The sequence below is a fragment of the Enterococcus sp. AZ141 genome, from assembly GCF_051714385.1.
Taxonomy (GTDB): Bacteria; Bacillota; Bacilli; order Lactobacillales; family Enterococcaceae; genus Enterococcus_D; species Enterococcus_D entomosocium.
Map to the genome: position 1 here is coordinate 1,995,402 of NZ_JBIORT010000001.1, position 17,210 is coordinate 2,012,611.

A 17,210-nucleotide genomic window follows, 5' to 3' on the forward strand; every position below is an offset into this window, starting at 1 on the left:
GAAATAGCAATAGTGTTATTAGGGAAGCTGTAAGTCATGATAAATAGGGAAGTTAGGGGGATTAGTGTGAACAAAATCATTGCATTAGACATTGATGAATTTCGAGTAGGCGTTGTTGGCTACGGTTATCAAGATGTCAGAAGTTCTGTTTATTCAGAAGTCAAAAAAAATAATCTACAATATCTTTTAGGAAAGAATAATGAACCGATCTACCTAAAAAACAAAGTAGGGAAACGAATACTTCTCGGGGGCAGCGAGAAAGAAATCACTTGGGGGCTCGACAAGTTGTATAGTCGACGATCAGAAGCCTATCAAACATTTGGCAATCCGTTGGCAATCCTGGGAGACCAAAAATTTAAGACATATATCAAAACGATACTCTCTTATTTAGTAGCGAAAAGACCCTCACTTTTTACTGAAATTGCAGAGGATTACTTTAGCTGTTCATTATGCCTTGGCGTAGCAACAGAAAGTTTTGACCGGCTTGCTGACATTGAGAGACAACTGGCAGATGAATTCGAGACAGTTGTTGATGGCACTCACTATCAGATCCGCATCGAGCGAGTAAAGCTGATCCCGAAATCTCTGGGCGCAATTTTTGAAAGCAAACGAAATGATATTCATTTGATGTTAGGCGTGGAAGAAATTCTTGCTGGGTTGACCTATGTGATTGAAATCAATGATCATTCTCTCACTTGTGATAGCTACGAAAATGGGGAACTGATCAAAAGTTCAAAAGTCACAGACGGCTTGTTTGAATTGGCAGGCAACGTGGTACAAGATTATCAAGAAAATGAGGGGGATCATCCCGCACCTATCTTTGCGCTAGATCATGGCGTCGTTTACGATATGCTTGTCACAGCTAAGAAAAACAATCCATTTGTCGTGACGATCAATGGAGGTCAGACAATAGATTTAACTGAGATCGTTAAAAAAGAGACGACTGCTTTGACAGATCAATTGATTGATTATGTAAACAGTGATCAAGATATTCAATATGCTGATACAATTCTAATCAGAGATATTCCTTCAGAAACGATCAACGAAAACACAGTAAATCAGGCACTCAACAAGATGGGGTTATCTTGTAAAGTGTTTAACAATAAAAATGCTCTTGGCGTGTATCTCTTCGGAGAGTTGTTTTGGAAAAGTCAACTGAATGCTTCGATAGATCACTTTGAGGATAACAGTCCATTTCCAATGAAGCCAGACGGTTTAGAGTCGAAAGTGAATGCAGAACCTTTACCAGTCGAGAAGTCCCTCGAATCTTCAACTAACCAAATTGATTCTGAGTTACCAGAAGCTACCAAGCAAAAGAGTCATCATAGAAGCTTATCAGTAGAAGCAATCTTTGCGGAACAGTCGGAATTGCTTGATTTCTTGATCAGCAACGACAAAGAGTAGTCGATTTGGAGAAGGAAACGTGAATTTCGAGCGGATTGCAATAACCATTCCTTTTTTTTCCATGGTTAGTCTTTTGTACTAGATCAGAACATCGGACTTTGCAATAAAGTCTTGTCGTCAATAAGGATTGATATGTTGTACAAAAAACACACTTGGGACTGAAGAATCAATTATGATTCATCAGTCCCAAAAACGATAAAGACGTTTCTTTGTACAGTAAAAGTTAAGAGAACTTATAAATAAAGGGAAAATAACAGTAAGATTTTAAAGAATCTGCTAAAATTTTTGTAACCGAAAATGAAAATAATATGATTGTTTATGAAAATTTCATTTTCAGTTTACAATTATTTTTTTTTGACAAGTGAAATTTTAGCGAGTAGCCAATCACTCCTGATGTTTCAGCGTTTTTAAGGAAAGAACTTTTATCACAAACAAAAGATTCTTTCTGGATTTTGAGTATTTATCATGAAAAAAATATTCTGTTGTTTTTCAAACAAAAGAAATCCTATTTCATTTTCACAAATTCCCTTGAGAGAAGGACCCATTTTTTGGCTTTTGCTCTCATTTTTCTCACAGAATCAAAATTTGGGTCATTTTGCATTTTCTCTTTTTTCCGATTAGGATAATCACCTGAGTAAAATTTGTTGTTTGGAGGAAGAGAAATGCGTACTTATGTGAAAAAAATAGCTTACCCAATGTTCATGCTGTCCTTACTTATTTTATCCTATTTGGCGCCTTTATTATCAGTCATCACAGCCAATGCGGACACCGAGGAGAATCCCAAAACAATCCTATTTCAAAACGAAAAGGGCATAGCGCAAGTGACATCATTACCAGATCCTACCACAGGGGAGATCACTTGGACGATCCAAGTAGAAAAGAATCAACAAGCAGCAAATCAACTGGCATTCAGCTTGAGTGAAGGGGAACAAACGGTTCTGCCGAACTCGATTCAAAGCAGCGGCACGCCATTTACATATGATCCGCAAAGACAGCAGCTGATGGAAGAAACCGCTAGCAGTTCTTTTAGCCAAATGACGCTAACGTTTCAAACAAAAAGTCTTCAAACATTGACAATCAAATCCGCCTTTCTTCAAACAGATGAAAAAAATGGACAAGTGAAAGAAGACATCATCAACACAACAGATGTAGCAGTTGTTCTACCTGAAAATGAATCCACAGAAGCAACGAGTACAGAAGCCGTACTTTCTGATACTCAGGATCAAACAGAGGCTTCTGAAAAAAAGGTTGTATCAACAAGCAGCGAGTCACAACAACAAACGGCGTCAAATACTGCATCAAAAACCATAGAATCAACGCCTGATACCCAAGCAAGTGCGCCAGCAGCTTCACAACTTTCAAGTGGGGGCATTTTTAAAAATGATGTTCCTGAAGTTGATGACGCACTTCTAGGAGAAGCGCAATATTTTCATATTTTTGCTAACCATGCGACGCTAAATACACACACGAACGGAAATTTGGCCGTTGGTGAATTAAACGGAAATGTCAATTTTGGGACCAGTATTCAGGATGGTTCTTTGCCAACAGAAATCAATTATATTCAAAAGGTCAATTCCATCGCAAACTCTTCTTTTGTATCAGGAAGTGATAGTAGAAAAAACAAAGTTGTTTTTGGCCCATCAGTCACAGTAGATTTAGCAGATCAAAATCAGCAACCTGCCGTTTTTGTAAATGGTCAGAGAATGGATCACTTGAAGACTTCCGAAGTTTTTCAAGATCAATCCGTGAGTGAGCCTTATATAGACTTTGAACAAGCATTTTCAACGTTACAGGCGACGTCAGAAAGACTGGGAGCTTATCCGCAGGCACCCGGTGTAACCAAGGATTTCACTGATAATAATCAGCGGGTCATCAATACAGCCGATGCCGAAGATGAGACACAAGCGGTTGTTTTGACCTTGACAGACGAACAAGGAAATCCACTTGATGATGGTGTTTACGAACTTCAAAACAACAAGACGCATAAGGAAGTCGATGAAGAAGTCACAAATGATGATGGGCAGGTGATCGAAGCTGGTCTTCCAGAGGGAGAATATTCCTTTGTGGAAACGGAAGCGCCAGACGGCTATCTGATTGATAAAAAACCCATTTCTTTTTCAGAAGATACAATTGCGAAAGAAGATCAAAAGGTTGTTGTTTCTCTTTCAAAAACGGAATTAGAAAAAGATACGCCAATCACCATTAAAGGGCTAACAAGAGGAAATACGCCTGTGATCATCAATGTGGACACTGAGGGAGCCAGCACCGTTAATGTTAAGTCCCAAATCAAACTAGAATATACGGATGGTACGTCTCGTAATAGCCATGAAACAGAAGAGTTTGATGATGCTGTTATCTTATGGAATTTTGTTGACCAATCAGAGGGCCAAACGATTTCGATTAATAGTCCATTCCAAGGAACCATCTTGGCTGTTGGTGATACAGTCGATGTCCATCAAAATGTTGACGGCAGTATCATTGCTGATACAGTGCTGGTCAACGCAGAAACCCATCGCTGGGATCTGCAAGCAAATGAAACAATCGTGCCGACTATTAAACTAGCTGCCATGAATCAATTGCTTTCTTTTGAAACAACGACAATCAGCGGGACCAAAACGTGGGATGATTATGACAACAAATTCAATACCCGTCCGACAAGCATTATGGTTCAATTATTGCAAAACGGTGAAGTATTCCAAACAAAAACGGTTACCCAAAGTAAAGAGGGGGACTGGCATTATGAATTTACTGATCTACCGAAAACTGACGAATCTGGTCAGACCTATGAATACACAATCCAAGAAACACCTGTTGAAGGGTATTCTACTAAAGTAAACGGTTATGACCTGGTCAACACGTACCGCAATACTGAAACGACAGAAGTAGCCGGAACAAAGACATGGAATGACTACGATAACAAATTCGAAACAAGACCAGAAAGCATCACTGTCAAGCTGATGCAAAATGATAAAGAAATCGACAAGCAAGTCGTAAAAGCTGATAAAGAAAACAACTGGAGTTATCACTTTGAGAATCTGTCTAAGTATGATGAAAAAGGTCAAGCTTACACCTACACGATCCAAGAAGAAAAAGTGCCAGGTTACACCACTGAAATCAATGGTTATGACCTAGTCAACACCTATCGCAACACCGAAACAACGGTAGTATCGGGAACGAAGACGTGGAATGACTATGGCAACAAGTTCCACACCCGTCCAGAGAGTATCAATGTGAAGCTGATGCAAAATGATAAAAAAATTGACAAACAAACCGTAAAAGCAGATAACCAAGGGAACTGGACCTATCGCTTTGAAAATTTGCCTAAGTATGATGAAAAAGGTCAAGCATACACGTACACGATCCAAGAAGAAAAAGTGCCAGGTTACACTATTAAAGTCAACGGCTATGACCTGGTCAACACCTATCACAATACCGAAACAACGGTAGTATCGGGAACGAAGACGTGGAATGACTATGGCAACAAGTTCAATACCCGCCCTGAAAGCATCACTGTCGAATTAATGCAAAACGGTAAAGAAATCGACAAGCAAACCGTAAAAGCAGATAAAGAAGGCAACTGGACCTATCGTTTTGAAGATCTGCCAAAATATGATGAGAAAGGTCAAGCGTACACCTATAGCATTCAAGAAGTGGCTGTCAAAGGATACAAGTCAGAAGTCCATGACTATGATTTGATCAATACTTATGTCGAACCAAAAACGCCTGAGACACCGAATGATCCTAGCGGTCCCAAAGTACCAACACCTTCTGACAAGTCTGATAAACCGAAAAAAATAGCCGGAAACGCCGAGCAAAAGCTGGATGACAAAAAGAACCAGACAGAGTCATCACAGACAGATAATGAAAAACGATTGCCAAAGACAAATGAGGAATCCTCTTATGAACTAAGTGTTCTTGGAAGTATTTTACTCACCATGATCGCCTTCCTATTCTATAAACAGAAACATATTTAACCAAACAAATCTTTGTACTGCTCCTTCGCTAGAAGTCAGTACAAAGATTTTTTCTTAAAAAAGTATAGGACTTATTTAAGACTTGCGACAAAACTTTGGCTGAAAACCGGTGTAAATGGTAAACTAAAATGAAGGGGGGATCCTATGGTTTGGCTATTGCTACTACTGCTAATTTTTATTTTTTTGGTGTACTATGTATATCGCACGTCTGTGATGAAAAAGGGCGTACGCTATTTTGTTTCGGCAATTATTATGCGTAACAATGAATGGTATGAAAAAGAAGGCAGAAAGAAACTGGGGATTCCATACAAAGAGCGGATCGCGAAAAGCAGTTCGGCTTTTTGGTCACAAGGTTCGGAATGTACGGTAACGACCACCGATGATCTGATCCTGAGAGCAGAAGTCTTTGATCAGTGTGCTAAAACGTGGGTGATCTGCTTGCATGGGTATCGCAGTGATGGGCAAGCAGACTGTCAAGATGCGGCCGAGAAATTCTGGGCTGCGGGTTACAATGTTTTAGTTCCTGATTTGCGTGGACATGGCCGTAGTGAAGGCAAAGAGATCGGCTTAGGGTGGCTAGATCGGATGGATCTGCTTTTGTGGATCGATAAGATTTTGGAAAAAGACCCACAAACCCAAATCTTCCTCTATGGTTTAGGGATGGGAGCGGCGACTTTGCTGCTGGCCAGTGGAGAAGTCATGCCGGTGCAAGTTGCGGGTTTGATCTCAGACAGCAGTTATACGTCCGTTTATAGTGCCATTCGGGCAAGTCTACCACAATTTTCTCGGTTACCCGTCAAGCGCTTTTTGCGATTAGCCAATCGTTACAGTAAACACTTAGTCGGCTACCCCTTCCTACAAATCTCAGTGACCCGACAAGTCGGCAGCAACCATTTACCTGTGCTGTTTTTACAAGGAGAAAAGGATACGTTTCTTTCTGAAAAAGAAATCAATACTTTAATGGAAGCAACGGCTGGTCCGAAACAAAAAGTCCTTTTTCCAAATATGGGACATTTACAGGCAGTTAAAGATGTCCCAGAATATTGGCCAACCGTTTTGCAATTTATTGAGAATATCAAACAAAAAACAGACATTGTCTGATAGAAAGGGCGAAAACAATGGAAATAAAAGAAGAAAACAAGCGTTTTGCTTTATATGATGGAGAAACAGAAATTGGTGAGATTACATGGCAAGAAACACCAGATGATGTACTTGAAGTTGATCACACCTTCGTCAACCCTGATTATCGTGGACAGCAATTGGCGCAAAAATTGCTCAAAGCAGTTGTTGAAAAAGCACGACGGGAAGAGAAAAAAATTATGCCTGTCTGCTCCTTTGCGGTCAAAGAGTTCAAAGAAAAACCAGAATATGATGACGTACTCGTTCGCTGATTTGAACGAAAGCGATCTATGAGAAAAAGGCTGTCAGAAAGGACAGTCTTTTTTTTAAACCGTCACGCAACGAGCAATGACAAAAAGGGAGTAGTAATTTCTAGCGGAAAATGCTAAAATAGAAAGGACGACTTTAGCAAGCAAGGAGGAGCTAACGTGTATAATATCTTATTAACTGCTGTAATTGTTATTTCGATTTTAATGGTCATTACGATCATGATGCAGCCTAGCAAGCAAAATAGTGCAGCTAGTGCCTTTACTGGCGGTGCGGATCAATTGTTTGGTAAGCAAAAAGCCCGTGGATTTGAAGCAGTGATGCAGCGCTCAACGGCCATTTTAGGGTTTGTTTGGATGGTCTTGCTCTTTATTTTGGCTTTTCTTTCATCAAACTAATCATTTTGCTAGCGAACCTCTCGTAAAGAGAGGTTTTTTTCTTTTTAAGGGGAAGATTTTGATCGCATTTGTCGAAGTATTCTTCTTAACTATGGTAGAATTGGACGTGAGGTGAAAGGAAACATGAAAACATTTAATCAACCAAAACCGGTTTTTGCTGAACACGGCAAGCGAGCAGTCATTTTGTTCCATGCCTATTCAGGTAGTCCTAACGATGTGCGTATGCTTTGTCGTTCGTTAGAACAAAAAGACTACACGGTTTATACGCCGATGTTTACTGGACATGGTACGCCCAATCCAGATGATATCTTAAATCAAGGGATGGCTGTTTGGCAGCAGGATGCTGCAGATGCAGTTACTTATGTAAGAGAAAAAGGCTATGAAGAAGTTGCCGTTCTTGGACTTTCGATGGGCGGGATTTTAGCGATGGATCGTTTGACACAAGATCCAACATTGATGGGGGGCGGACTGTTTTGTTCGCCATTATTTGAAACCAAGAATGAAGTGCCAGTCAATTTTGAAAAGTATGCTGAAATGGTCATACCCTATGCTGATTTAGACGAGGCGACCCAAAAAGAAATATTGGCAGAAGTCCCTCGTAAGGTCAGAGAGCAACTGCAAGGAATCGAAACAGTCGGACAAACCACAGCTGGGCATTTAGGGAAAATCGAGCGCCCAGTCTTTCTAGCACAAGCAGGAAAGGATCAAATGATCGATCCACAGACGGTTTTCAAAACAGCAGGGGCACTGTCCCATGTTCCCTATACGCTTCAATGGTATCCCGAAAGCGGTCATGTGGTGACCGTTGGACCAGAACGGAAAAAATTAGAGCAGGATGTGTTTGCTTTCTTAGAAACACTTGCTTGGAAAGAGTGAGTTATGACAGAAACGATTAAAACAAAAATTATTCAGTTTCTCGAAGAAAGCCGCAAAAAAAGTTTTTCAATGGAAGAAATTGCTGAAGGTCTAGGACTTCAAAAAAGTACAGACTTTAAGAATCTTGTCCAGACAGTAGCGGCGATGGAACGAGAAGGCAGCGTGATTTTTAACAAAAAAGGCAAAGTGAAATTACCCATGAAACGAGTGTTTGTGGAAGGAACCTTCCGTGCCAACGAGCGGGGCTTCGGCTTTGTCACGTTGGATGAAGAAGAAGACGATATTTATATCCCTAAAGAAGCAACAGGCTATGCCATGGACGGCGATACCGTTGCTGTGGACATCGTGCACGTTGCGGATCCTTTCTCAGATCGTGGTGCAGAGGGGAAAGTCGTTGAGATCAAACAACGGGCCATCAGTCAGTTGGTCGGCGAGTTTACATTATTTGATGAAAAAGAGATCGAAGAGTCGGATCTATATGGCGTTGTTCAGCCTAAAGATAAAAAACTAAGTGAATTAAAGGTGTTTATTGGTGCTCAAGGGATTCGACCTGTAGATGGGAGCATTGTGATCGTTGAAATCAGCCATTACCCAGAAAAAGGTTATTCGAAAAGCTTAGAGGGGTTGATCACGAAAGTTGTAGGACATAAAAACGATCCTGGAATGGATATATTATCGATCGTCGTGGCGAACGGGATTCCAACAAAATTCGAGGAAGAAACCTTAGCAGCGGCAGATGCAGTACCAGATACGATCGATCCTGCCGACTTTCCGGAACGGCGGGATTTACGAGATCAACAGATTGTAACAATCGATGGAGCGGATGCCAAAGATTTGGATGATGCGGTGACCGTAAAAGCATTGCCTGACGGTAGCTTCTATTTGGGCGTGCATATCGCCGATGTTTCTTATTATGTGACCGAAAACAGCGCATTGGATAAAGAAGCGTTTGATCGGGGAACGAGTGTCTATCTTACGGATCGTGTGATTCCGATGATCCCACAGCGTTTATCAAACGGGATCTGTTCGTTGAATCCGAATGTCCCAAGGTTGACTATGAGCTGTGAAATGTGGATCAACCAAGAGGGGATCGTCACAGATTACAATATTTTCCAAAGTATTATTCAAACAAGTGCCCGTATGACCTATCAGGCAGTCAATCAAATCATTGAAGACAATGATCCAGAAACCACCAAAGAATATGCGGAATTAGTACCGATGTTCCATGATATGGCCGCCTTGCATCACGTGTTAGAAGCGATGCGCATCAAACGTGGGGCAGTTTCTTTTGAAGACCGAGAAGCAAAAGTCTTGGTCGATGGAGAAGGACACCCGCAAGAAATCGTTCTACGAGCACGGGGCGTCGGCGAACGATTGATCGAATCATTCATGTTGGCAGCCAATGAAACCGTGGCGCGTCATTTCAATCAGAAGCATTTACCATTTATTTACCGGATCCATGAGGAACCAAAAGAAGAGAAAATGCGCCGCTTCTTTGATTTTGCATCTGCTTTAGGGATCGTAGTCAAGCAGACCAATGGCTCGATCTCACCAAAACAATTGCAAAAAGTGGTTGAAGATGTCGCAGATAAGCCAGAGGCAATGGTTGTCAATACAATGCTGCTAAGAAGTATGCAACAAGCGAAGTATTCTGAAGAAAACGTCGGTCACTATGGTTTGGCAGCGGAAGATTATACCCACTTCACGTCACCGATCCGTCGTTATCCCGACTTGATCGTGCATCGTTTGATTCGATCTTACAGTGAAGATGTCTCAGAAGCCAACCAAAACAAATGGGCGGAAATCTTGCCGGACATCGCGCTGCACAGCTCCCAAATGGAACGACGAGCAGTCGATGCAGAAAGAGAAGTCGATGCGCTTAAAAAAGCTGAGTATATGGCCGATAAAGTAGGAGAAGAGTTTGACGGTATCATCAGTTCCGTCGTTAAGTTTGGCTTGTTTATTGAACTGCCTAACACGATTGAAGGGTTGATCCATATCAATAATCTGAAGCAAGATTACTTCCATTATTTGGAAAACCATCTGGCACTTGTGGGTGAACGGACAGGCCTGACCTTTAAAATTGGTCAGAAAGTTCGCATCAAAGTCGTAAAGGCTGATCCAGAAACAAGAGAGATCGATTTCGAACTGGTAGCAGCAGAAGAAGTTGAAAAACTGCAAGCACCAAAAGCCAACAAACGTAACAACAATCAAAAAAATGAAGCTAGCCGCCGTGGAAAAAAACAACGAAACCCTGAAAAAAACCAAGGGAAACGCTTTGAGCAATCAGGTAAAGGCAAGCCGAAAAAAGCTGGCAAAGTGAAAAAGAAAAAACCTTTTTACAAAGGAATCAAGAAAAAATAATTGGAGGGATGGCCCGTGCCTAAAGGAGAAGGGAAATTAATCGCCCAAAACAAAAAGGCCCGCCATGATTACACGATCCTCGATACGATCGAAGCGGGGATCGTCTTACAGGGAACAGAGATCAAAGCGATCCGTAACAGCCGGATCAATTTGAAAGACGGCTTTGTACGCATTCGTAACGGTGAGGCATTCTTAGTCAATGTGCATATCAGTCCTTACGAGCAAGGAAACATTTTTAATCACGATCCATTGCGGACGAGAAAACTGTTGCTACACAAAAAGCAGATCGCTCGTCTAATTGGCGAAACAAAAAATACCGGTATGACGATTGTGCCATTAAAGGTGTATATCAAGGATGGTTATGCCAAAGTTTTGATTGGTTTAGCGAAAGGAAAACGCGAATATGACAAGCGGGAATCCTTGAAACGCAAAGATCAAGAAAGACAAATTGACCGAGTTCTTAGAAATTTCTAATTTTCTAAGAACTTCTTTTAGAATCCGATAGAGGTTATTGCTTTGAAAATCACGCTAAATTTGGTAGCATTTAAGGGAAAGCTGTTGATATAACAGGCTTTTTCTTCCACATAGCGACACGAGGATTTTTCAATTAATTTAGGATTTTTGGCATTGTGAGTTTTTTGTCTAATTTTCTTGAAAATGCTTTGAAATTTTCCATTCGTGGTGGTATGATACCGATTGTTATGAGAGGAAACGCATTGTAACACCAGATTTTTTCTGGAGATGACAGGAAAAGAGGTGAGAAAGATTGGAAGATAAATCGCTTATGTTTCATATCGGTCCTATATGGTTTGATGGAACTGTAGCTATGATGACAATCATTTCTTGTATTATTGTTTTTTTGGTGGTCTTTATTTGTACACGTAACCTGCAAATGAAACCGAAAGGGAAGCAGAACTTCATTGAATGGGTCATTGACTTTGTTCGTGGCATCGTGGCGGACAATCTACCAGGATCTCAAGTGAACAACTTTCATTTGCTCGGTGTAACAATGTTTCTTTTTGTGTTTGTGGCAAATGAGATCGGCTTAGTCACAAAAATCGTGACGACAGATGACATTACCTTATGGAAAAGTCCGACAGCAGACCCGTTTGTTACATTGACACTTGCACTTATGGTTATTTCCTTGACACATTTCTTTGGGATCAAGTCGTTGGGCTTCAAAAATTACTTGATCAATTCGTATCTGAAACCGGTGGGCTTTTTATTGCCGCTAAAAATCATCGAAGAATTTACGAATGTCATCACGTTAGGCTTGCGTTTATATGGAAATATATTCGCTGGTGAAGTGTTATTAGGATTGATTGCCAACATGTTTATTAGTCTTGGTTGGTGGTCATTGCCGATCGTGATGCCGCTAGAAATGATCTGGATTGGCTTCTCGCTCTTTATTGGAGCGATCCAAGCTTATGTATTTGTTACATTGACCATGGTATTTATGAGCCACAAAATCGTGGCAGAACATTAATCGAATCGACATACAATTAGGAGGAAAAAAGAATGAACTTTATTGGAGCAGGATTAGCAATTATCGGAGCAGCAATTGGTGCAGGGTATGGTAACGGACAAGTAATCGCAAAAACGATCGAATCAATGGCACGCCAACCTGAAATGTCAGGTCAACTACGTTCAACAATGTTTATCGGGGTAGCGTTAGTCGAAGCTGTACCGATTCTAGGGGTAGTTATCGCGCTGTTATTAGTCTTCCGATAAGACGAGCACGAAAAGGCAGAAACGAACAATTGCACTCGTTTTTGCTTTTTTCTAATGAAACAATGACTTTCAGAAAGGAAGAATCGTTATGCTAAATCAGTTGGTTATAGCGGAAGTTCAAAATCCAATGCTTGGCAATATTATCGTTGTCAGCGGGTCAATTCTTCTTTTGCTATTCTTATTGAAACATTTTGCATGGGATGCCATCAGCAGCATGATGCAAAAACGGGAAGATAAAATCGCCAATGATTTGGATTCAGCGGAACAATCACGCTTGAATGCAGCAAAATTAGAAAAAGAACGCCAAGAAAAATTGGCACGTTCTCATTCTGAAGCTGCGGAGATCATCAAGAGCGCCAAAGATAGCGGGGAATTGAGTCGGCAAAATATTTTGAGCGAGACCAAAGAAGAAGTGGCTCGTTTGAAAGAAAAAGCAAACTCAGATATCACCCTTGAAAAAGAAACTGCGTTAAAAGAAGTGAAAGATGATGTTGCAGAACTTTCGCTTCAAATCGCAGAAAAAATCTTAGGCCGCGAATTGACTCCCGAAAATCATGAATCCCTAATCAATCAATATATCGAAGGATTGGGTTCAGTTAATGAAACTCGATAAATTCACAGTGGGAAAACGTTATGGAAAAGCGTTGTTCGAATTGGCGATGGAAGAACAGCGCTTGACAGAAGTTTACCAAGAATTATTGACCTTGCGTCAGATTTATCAGGAAATTCCAACATTCGGCCAAATCGTGACCGATAACCGTTTGGATCTTCATGAGAAAAGACAATTAGTCGATCAATTGCTGAAGGGCTTTGAAGGTTTAGTCAGAAATTTCTTGGAGATCGTTTACGAATATGATCGCATGGATGATTTATTGCTGATCATTGATGAATACGAACGTCGTTACGATGAATATCAAGGTCTTGTTCTCGGAACGATCACAACGGCTGTTGCTTTGTCAGCAGAACAAAAAAGCAAAATCGAAAAGCAAATCGCCGATAAGCTTGGGTACAAGCAGGCACAATTGAAAGAAACGATCGATCCAACGATTTTAGGCGGTGTCATCGTTGAAGCAAATCATCAAGTGATCGACGGTAGTATTAAGAGCCAACTGGATTATCTGCGACAAAAAATCGGCAGATAAACAAGAGATAAGAGGTGAATCGGATGGCCATCAAAGCAGAAGAAATTAGTGCCTTGATCAAAGAGCAAATTAAAAATTATCAGAACGAACTTTCTGTAGAAGAAATCGGTACTGTCACATATGTTGGGGACGGGATCGCCCGCGCCCACGGTTTAGAAAATGCCATGAGTGGAGAACTGCTTGAGTTTTCAAACGGTTCTTATGGGATGGCACAAAACTTAGAGTCAAACGATGTCGGAATCATCATCCTAGGTGATTTTGAAACCATTCGTGAAGGGGACAAAGTAAAACGAACTGGTAAAATCATGGAAGTTCCTGTCGGCGATGCATTAATTGGCCGGGTAGTAAATCCATTAGGGCAACCAATCGATGGTTTAGGTCCGATCGAAACAGATAAATCACGCCCAGTCGAAGCAGCTGCACCAGGTGTTATGCAACGGAAATCCGTTTCGGAACCAATGCAAACAGGGTTGAAAGCTATTGATGCTTTAGTACCAATCGGTCGTGGCCAACGGGAATTAGTCATCGGTGACCGGAAAACCGGAAAAACAACGATCGCTATTGATGCGATCATCAACCAAAAAGGGCAAGACATGATCTGTATTTATGTCGCAATTGGCCAAAAAGATTCAACTGTTCGTGCACAAGTGGAAACATTGCGTCGTTACGGTGCGCTTGATTACACGATCGTGGTCTCAGCAGGTGCTTCACAACCAGCACCACTGCTTTATATCGCACCTTATGCGGGGGCTGCGATGGGGGAAGAATTCATGTATAACGGCAAACATGTTTTGATCGTCTTTGATGACTTATCAAAACAAGCGGTCGCTTATCGTGAACTTTCTCTACTTCTACGTCGTCCGCCAGGTCGTGAAGCATACCCAGGGGATGTCTTCTACTTGCATTCTCGTTTATTGGAACGTGCAGCGAAATTAAGTGATGAACTAGGTGGTGGATCGATGACGGCATTGCCGTTTGTTGAAACACAAGCAGGGGATATTTCAGCCTATATCCCAACCAACGTGATTTCTATCACAGATGGACAAATTTTCTTAGAAAACGACCTTTTCTATTCTGGTGTTCGTCCTGCCGTAGCGGCTGGATTATCCGTTTCACGGGTTGGGGGGTCTGCGCAGATCAAAGCAATGAAAAAAGTTGCCGGTACCTTGCGTTTGGACTTGGCTAGCTATCGCGAACTAGAGGCCTTTACGCAGTTTGGGTCTGATCTAGATGCTGCAACACAAGCCAAATTAAACCGCGGTCGTCGAACCGTTGAAATCTTGAAGCAAAAACTGCATGAACCACTGGCAGTAGAAAAACAAGTCGTGATTCTTTATGCCTTGACGCATGGATTCATTGATAGTGTACCAGTCAATAAACTATTGGACTTTGAAGCAGAATTATTTGAATATATCGAAGCAAATGCAGCGACGATTTTTGAAACCATTCGGACAACGAAAGACTTGCCAGAAGAAAGCTTGTTAGATGACACCATTAAAGCATTCAAAGATATTTTCATGGCATCCAACGGTTCTCGGGTGACACCCCAAGATAAAATATCGACAATGCAAAACGCATAAAAAGAGGTGAGAGAAAATGGCTGCTTCATTAAATGAAATCAAGCAACGAATTGCCTCAACAAAAAAAACCAGCCAAATCACAAAGGCCATGCAAATGGTTTCAGCTGCAAAATTAACAAAATCTGAAGCTCATTCGAAACAGTTTCAAGTGTATGCCAACAAAGTACGTGAAATCGTTACGCATTTAACTGCGCAGCAGCTTTCCGATCTTGCAGGTTCTGGTCCAAAAGATGGTGTGAACTATAACAGTATGTTGGTTAGTCGTCCGGTCAAACGCACAGGCTACATCGTCATCACTTCTGATGGCGGTCTAGTGGGCGGCTACAATAGTTCCATCTTGAAGCAAATGATGACCATGCTGGATGAAGACCATGCAAAAGAAGAAGAGTATGTCATGATTGCCATTGGTGCAACTGGCGCTGACTTTTTCAAAGCACGGGGCATCAATTTGGCGTACGAGCTAAGAAACCTTTCGGATCAACCAAGCTTTGACGAGGTGCGTAAAATCGTAACATTGGCGACAACGATGTACCAAAACGAAGTCTTCGATGAATTATATGTGTGTTATAACCATCACATCAACTCATTGACTAGCCAATTTCGTGTGGAGAAAATGTTGCCGATTTCCGATCTAGATCCTGAAGAAGCCGAAAGTTATGAACAAGAATACTTGTTTGAACCTTCCAGAGAAGCAATTTTGAATCAATTACTGCCTCAATACGCTGAAAGCTTGATTTATGGTGCGATTGTTGACGCAAAAACAGCCGAGCATGCTGCCGGAATGACAGCGATGAAAACAGCAACAGATAATGCCAAAAATATTATTGGGGACTTGACGATCTCTTATAACCGAGCGCGCCAAGGAGCGATCACCCAAGAAATTACTGAAATTGTGGCGGGGGCATCCGCGTTAGAATAGTTTCAAGAACGAATGGAGGAATACGAATGAGTTCAGGCAAGATTGTTCAAGTCATTGGTCCCGTTGTTGACGTGGAATTCTCTCTAGACCAATCATTACCAGATATCAACAATGCGTTGATTGTTTACAAAAAAGATGAGCAGAAAACAAAAGTTGTGTTAGAAGCTGCCTTAGAACTTGGCGACGGCGTTATCCGTACGATTGCCATGGAATCAACAGATGGCTTACAACGAGGAATGGAAGTAATCGATACAGGCGCCTCCATTTCTGTTCCAGTTGGGACAGAAACCTTAGGACGGGTGTTTAATGTCTTAGGGGACACCATCGATTTAGAAGCACCGTTTCCTGAAGAAGCACCCCGCAGTGGGATCCACAAAAAAGCTCCTGACTTTGATGAATTGTCAACAAGTACCGAGATCCTTGAGACTGGGATCAAAGTTATCGACTTATTAGCCCCTTATTTAAAAGGGGGGAAAGTTGGTCTTTTCGGTGGTGCCGGTGTTGGTAAAACTGTCTTGATCCAAGAACTGATCCACAACATTGCCCAAGAGCATGGGGGGATCTCTGTCTTCACAGGTGTTGGTGAACGGACACGTGAAGGAAACGACCTTTATAATGAAATGAAAGAATCTGGCGTTATCGAAAAAACAGCTATGGTGTTTGGACAAATGAACGAACCACCAGGTGCCCGGATGCGGGTTGCCTTGACTGGGTTGACCTTAGCGGAGTACTTCCGCGATGTAGAAGGACAAGACGTGCTCTTGTTTATCGATAATATCTTCCGATTTACTCAAGCTGGTTCTGAAGTATCTGCCTTACTAGGTCGGATGCCTTCTGCCGTTGGATATCAACCGACACTAGCAACCGAAATGGGACAATTGCAAGAACGGATCACTTCAACAAAAAAAGGATCGGTTACTTCTATTCAAGCAATCTATGTTCCTGCCGATGACTACACGGACCCGGCACCAGCGACTGCTTTTGCCCATTTGGATGCAACAACCAACTTGGAACGTAAATTGACTGAACAAGGGATCTATCCAGCTGTTGATCCGCTAGCTTCTTCTTCTAGTGCGTTAGCACCTGAAATCGTTGGTGAAAAACACTATGAAGTAGCGACTGAAGTACAGCATGCGTTGCAACGTTATCGCGAACTACAAGACATCATCGCTATCTTAGGGATGGATGAGTTGTCTGATGAAGAAAAAACGTTAGTGGCTCGTGCGCGTCGGATCCAATTCTTCTTGTCGCAAAACTTCCACGTAGCGGAACAGTTTACTGGACAACCTGGTTCTTATGTACCAGTTGAAGAAACGATCAAAGGCTTTGCTGAGATTCTTGAAGGAAAATATGATGATCTTCCAGAAGAAGCCTTCCGTAGTGTAGGACGAATTGAAGACGTCATTGAAAAAGCGAAAAAAATTGGCTATTAATTA

At 41.6% G+C, this 17,210-nt stretch carries 15 protein-coding genes; all 15 read left to right on the forward strand.

The window, feature by feature from the left end:
* The first annotated feature begins 66 nt into the window (after positions 1 to 66).
* The gene (locus IGI89_RS09290; protein ID WP_438735567.1) at positions 67 to 1,404 is read left to right on the forward strand and encodes a hypothetical protein; all 1,338 of its coding nucleotides are present in this window, start codon (positions 67 to 69) and stop codon (positions 1,402 to 1,404) included.
* 662 nt (positions 1,405 to 2,066) lie between these two features.
* Entirely contained in the window at positions 2,067 to 5,378 is a 3,312-nt protein-coding gene (locus IGI89_RS09295; protein ID WP_438735568.1) for a Cna B-type domain-containing protein, read from the forward strand.
* Between the two features lie 144 nt (positions 5,379 to 5,522).
* The gene (locus IGI89_RS09300) at positions 5,523 to 6,479 is read left to right on the forward strand and encodes an alpha/beta hydrolase (protein ID WP_438735569.1); all 957 of its coding nucleotides are present in this window, start codon (positions 5,523 to 5,525) and stop codon (positions 6,477 to 6,479) included.
* 17 nt (positions 6,480 to 6,496) lie between these two features.
* Positions 6,497 to 6,769 (forward strand): GNAT family N-acetyltransferase, encoded by a 273-nt coding sequence (locus IGI89_RS09305; RefSeq protein WP_005234370.1) that lies wholly within the window; start codon positions 6,497 to 6,499, stop codon positions 6,767 to 6,769.
* Between the two features lie 156 nt (positions 6,770 to 6,925).
* Positions 6,926 to 7,162, forward strand: a complete 237-nt coding sequence (gene secG / locus IGI89_RS09310; RefSeq protein ID WP_005228700.1) for a preprotein translocase subunit SecG — start codon at positions 6,926 to 6,928, stop codon at positions 7,160 to 7,162.
* A 123-nt stretch (positions 7,163 to 7,285) separates the two neighbouring features.
* Complete coding sequence (locus tag IGI89_RS09315; RefSeq protein WP_005234371.1) at positions 7,286 to 8,038, forward strand: alpha/beta hydrolase; 753 nt, start codon at positions 7,286 to 7,288, stop codon at positions 8,036 to 8,038.
* 3 nt (positions 8,039 to 8,041) lie between these two features.
* Positions 8,042 to 10,402: a ribonuclease R gene (gene rnr, locus IGI89_RS09320; RefSeq protein ID WP_005234372.1), complete on the forward strand. Its 2,361-nt coding sequence runs from the start codon at positions 8,042 to 8,044 to the stop codon at positions 10,400 to 10,402.
* A 15-nt stretch (positions 10,403 to 10,417) separates the two neighbouring features.
* Positions 10,418 to 10,876: an SsrA-binding protein SmpB gene (gene smpB, locus IGI89_RS09325; protein ID WP_008380870.1), complete on the forward strand. Its 459-nt coding sequence runs from the start codon at positions 10,418 to 10,420 to the stop codon at positions 10,874 to 10,876.
* A gap of 292 nt (positions 10,877 to 11,168) precedes the next feature.
* Positions 11,169 to 11,888, forward strand: coding sequence for a F0F1 ATP synthase subunit A (gene atpB / locus IGI89_RS09330; protein ID WP_008380872.1), 720 nt, complete (start codon positions 11,169 to 11,171; stop codon positions 11,886 to 11,888).
* A 32-nt stretch (positions 11,889 to 11,920) separates the two neighbouring features.
* Complete coding sequence (gene atpE, locus IGI89_RS09335) at positions 11,921 to 12,133, forward strand: ATP synthase F0 subunit C (RefSeq protein ID WP_005228705.1); 213 nt, start codon at positions 11,921 to 11,923, stop codon at positions 12,131 to 12,133.
* Positions 12,134 to 12,221: 88 nt separating this feature from the next.
* Positions 12,222 to 12,746, forward strand: coding sequence for a F0F1 ATP synthase subunit B (atpF, locus tag IGI89_RS09340; RefSeq protein WP_005228706.1), 525 nt, complete (start codon positions 12,222 to 12,224; stop codon positions 12,744 to 12,746).
* Positions 12,733 to 13,275 (forward strand): F0F1 ATP synthase subunit delta, encoded by a 543-nt coding sequence (locus tag IGI89_RS09345; RefSeq protein ID WP_005234375.1) that lies wholly within the window; start codon positions 12,733 to 12,735, stop codon positions 13,273 to 13,275. The genes atpF and IGI89_RS09345 overlap by 14 nt, the downstream gene beginning before the upstream one ends.
* A 23-nt stretch (positions 13,276 to 13,298) precedes the next feature.
* Positions 13,299 to 14,855 (forward strand): F0F1 ATP synthase subunit alpha, encoded by a 1,557-nt coding sequence (atpA, locus tag IGI89_RS09350; protein ID WP_008380876.1) that lies wholly within the window; start codon positions 13,299 to 13,301, stop codon positions 14,853 to 14,855.
* A 16-nt stretch (positions 14,856 to 14,871) separates the two neighbouring features.
* Positions 14,872 to 15,774 (forward strand): F0F1 ATP synthase subunit gamma, encoded by a 903-nt coding sequence (locus IGI89_RS09355; RefSeq protein ID WP_005228710.1) that lies wholly within the window; start codon positions 14,872 to 14,874, stop codon positions 15,772 to 15,774.
* 26 nt (positions 15,775 to 15,800) lie between these two features.
* The gene (atpD, locus tag IGI89_RS09360; protein ID WP_005234377.1) at positions 15,801 to 17,207 is read left to right on the forward strand and encodes a F0F1 ATP synthase subunit beta; all 1,407 of its coding nucleotides are present in this window, start codon (positions 15,801 to 15,803) and stop codon (positions 17,205 to 17,207) included.
* The last annotated feature ends 3 nt before the right edge of the window (positions 17,208 to 17,210 follow it).

Excerpts from the sequence above, each read along its gene's own strand:
- IGI89_RS09305 (WP_005234370.1), top strand. The coding sequence starts at position 6,497 with ATGGAAATAAAAGAAGAAAACAAGCGTTTTGCTTTATATGATGGAGAA.
- IGI89_RS09295 (WP_438735568.1), top strand. The coding sequence starts at position 2,067 with ATGCGTACTTATGTGAAAAAAATAGCTTACCCAATGTTCATGCTGTCC.
- atpE (WP_005228705.1), top strand. The coding sequence starts at position 11,921 with ATGAACTTTATTGGAGCAGGATTAGCAATTATCGGAGCAGCAATTGGT.
- atpF (WP_005228706.1), top strand. The coding sequence starts at position 12,222 with ATGCTAAATCAGTTGGTTATAGCGGAAGTTCAAAATCCAATGCTTGGC.
- IGI89_RS09355 (WP_005228710.1), top strand. The coding sequence starts at position 14,872 with ATGGCTGCTTCATTAAATGAAATCAAGCAACGAATTGCCTCAACAAAA.
- atpD (WP_005234377.1), top strand. The coding sequence starts at position 15,801 with ATGAGTTCAGGCAAGATTGTTCAAGTCATTGGTCCCGTTGTTGACGTG.
- IGI89_RS09315 (WP_005234371.1), top strand. The coding sequence starts at position 7,286 with ATGAAAACATTTAATCAACCAAAACCGGTTTTTGCTGAACACGGCAAG.
- IGI89_RS09300 (WP_438735569.1), top strand. The coding sequence starts at position 5,523 with ATGGTTTGGCTATTGCTACTACTGCTAATTTTTATTTTTTTGGTGTAC.
- atpA (WP_008380876.1), top strand. The coding sequence starts at position 13,299 with ATGGCCATCAAAGCAGAAGAAATTAGTGCCTTGATCAAAGAGCAAATT.
- IGI89_RS09345 (WP_005234375.1), top strand. The coding sequence starts at position 12,733 with ATGAAACTCGATAAATTCACAGTGGGAAAACGTTATGGAAAAGCGTTG.
- rnr (WP_005234372.1), top strand. The coding sequence starts at position 8,042 with ATGACAGAAACGATTAAAACAAAAATTATTCAGTTTCTCGAAGAAAGC.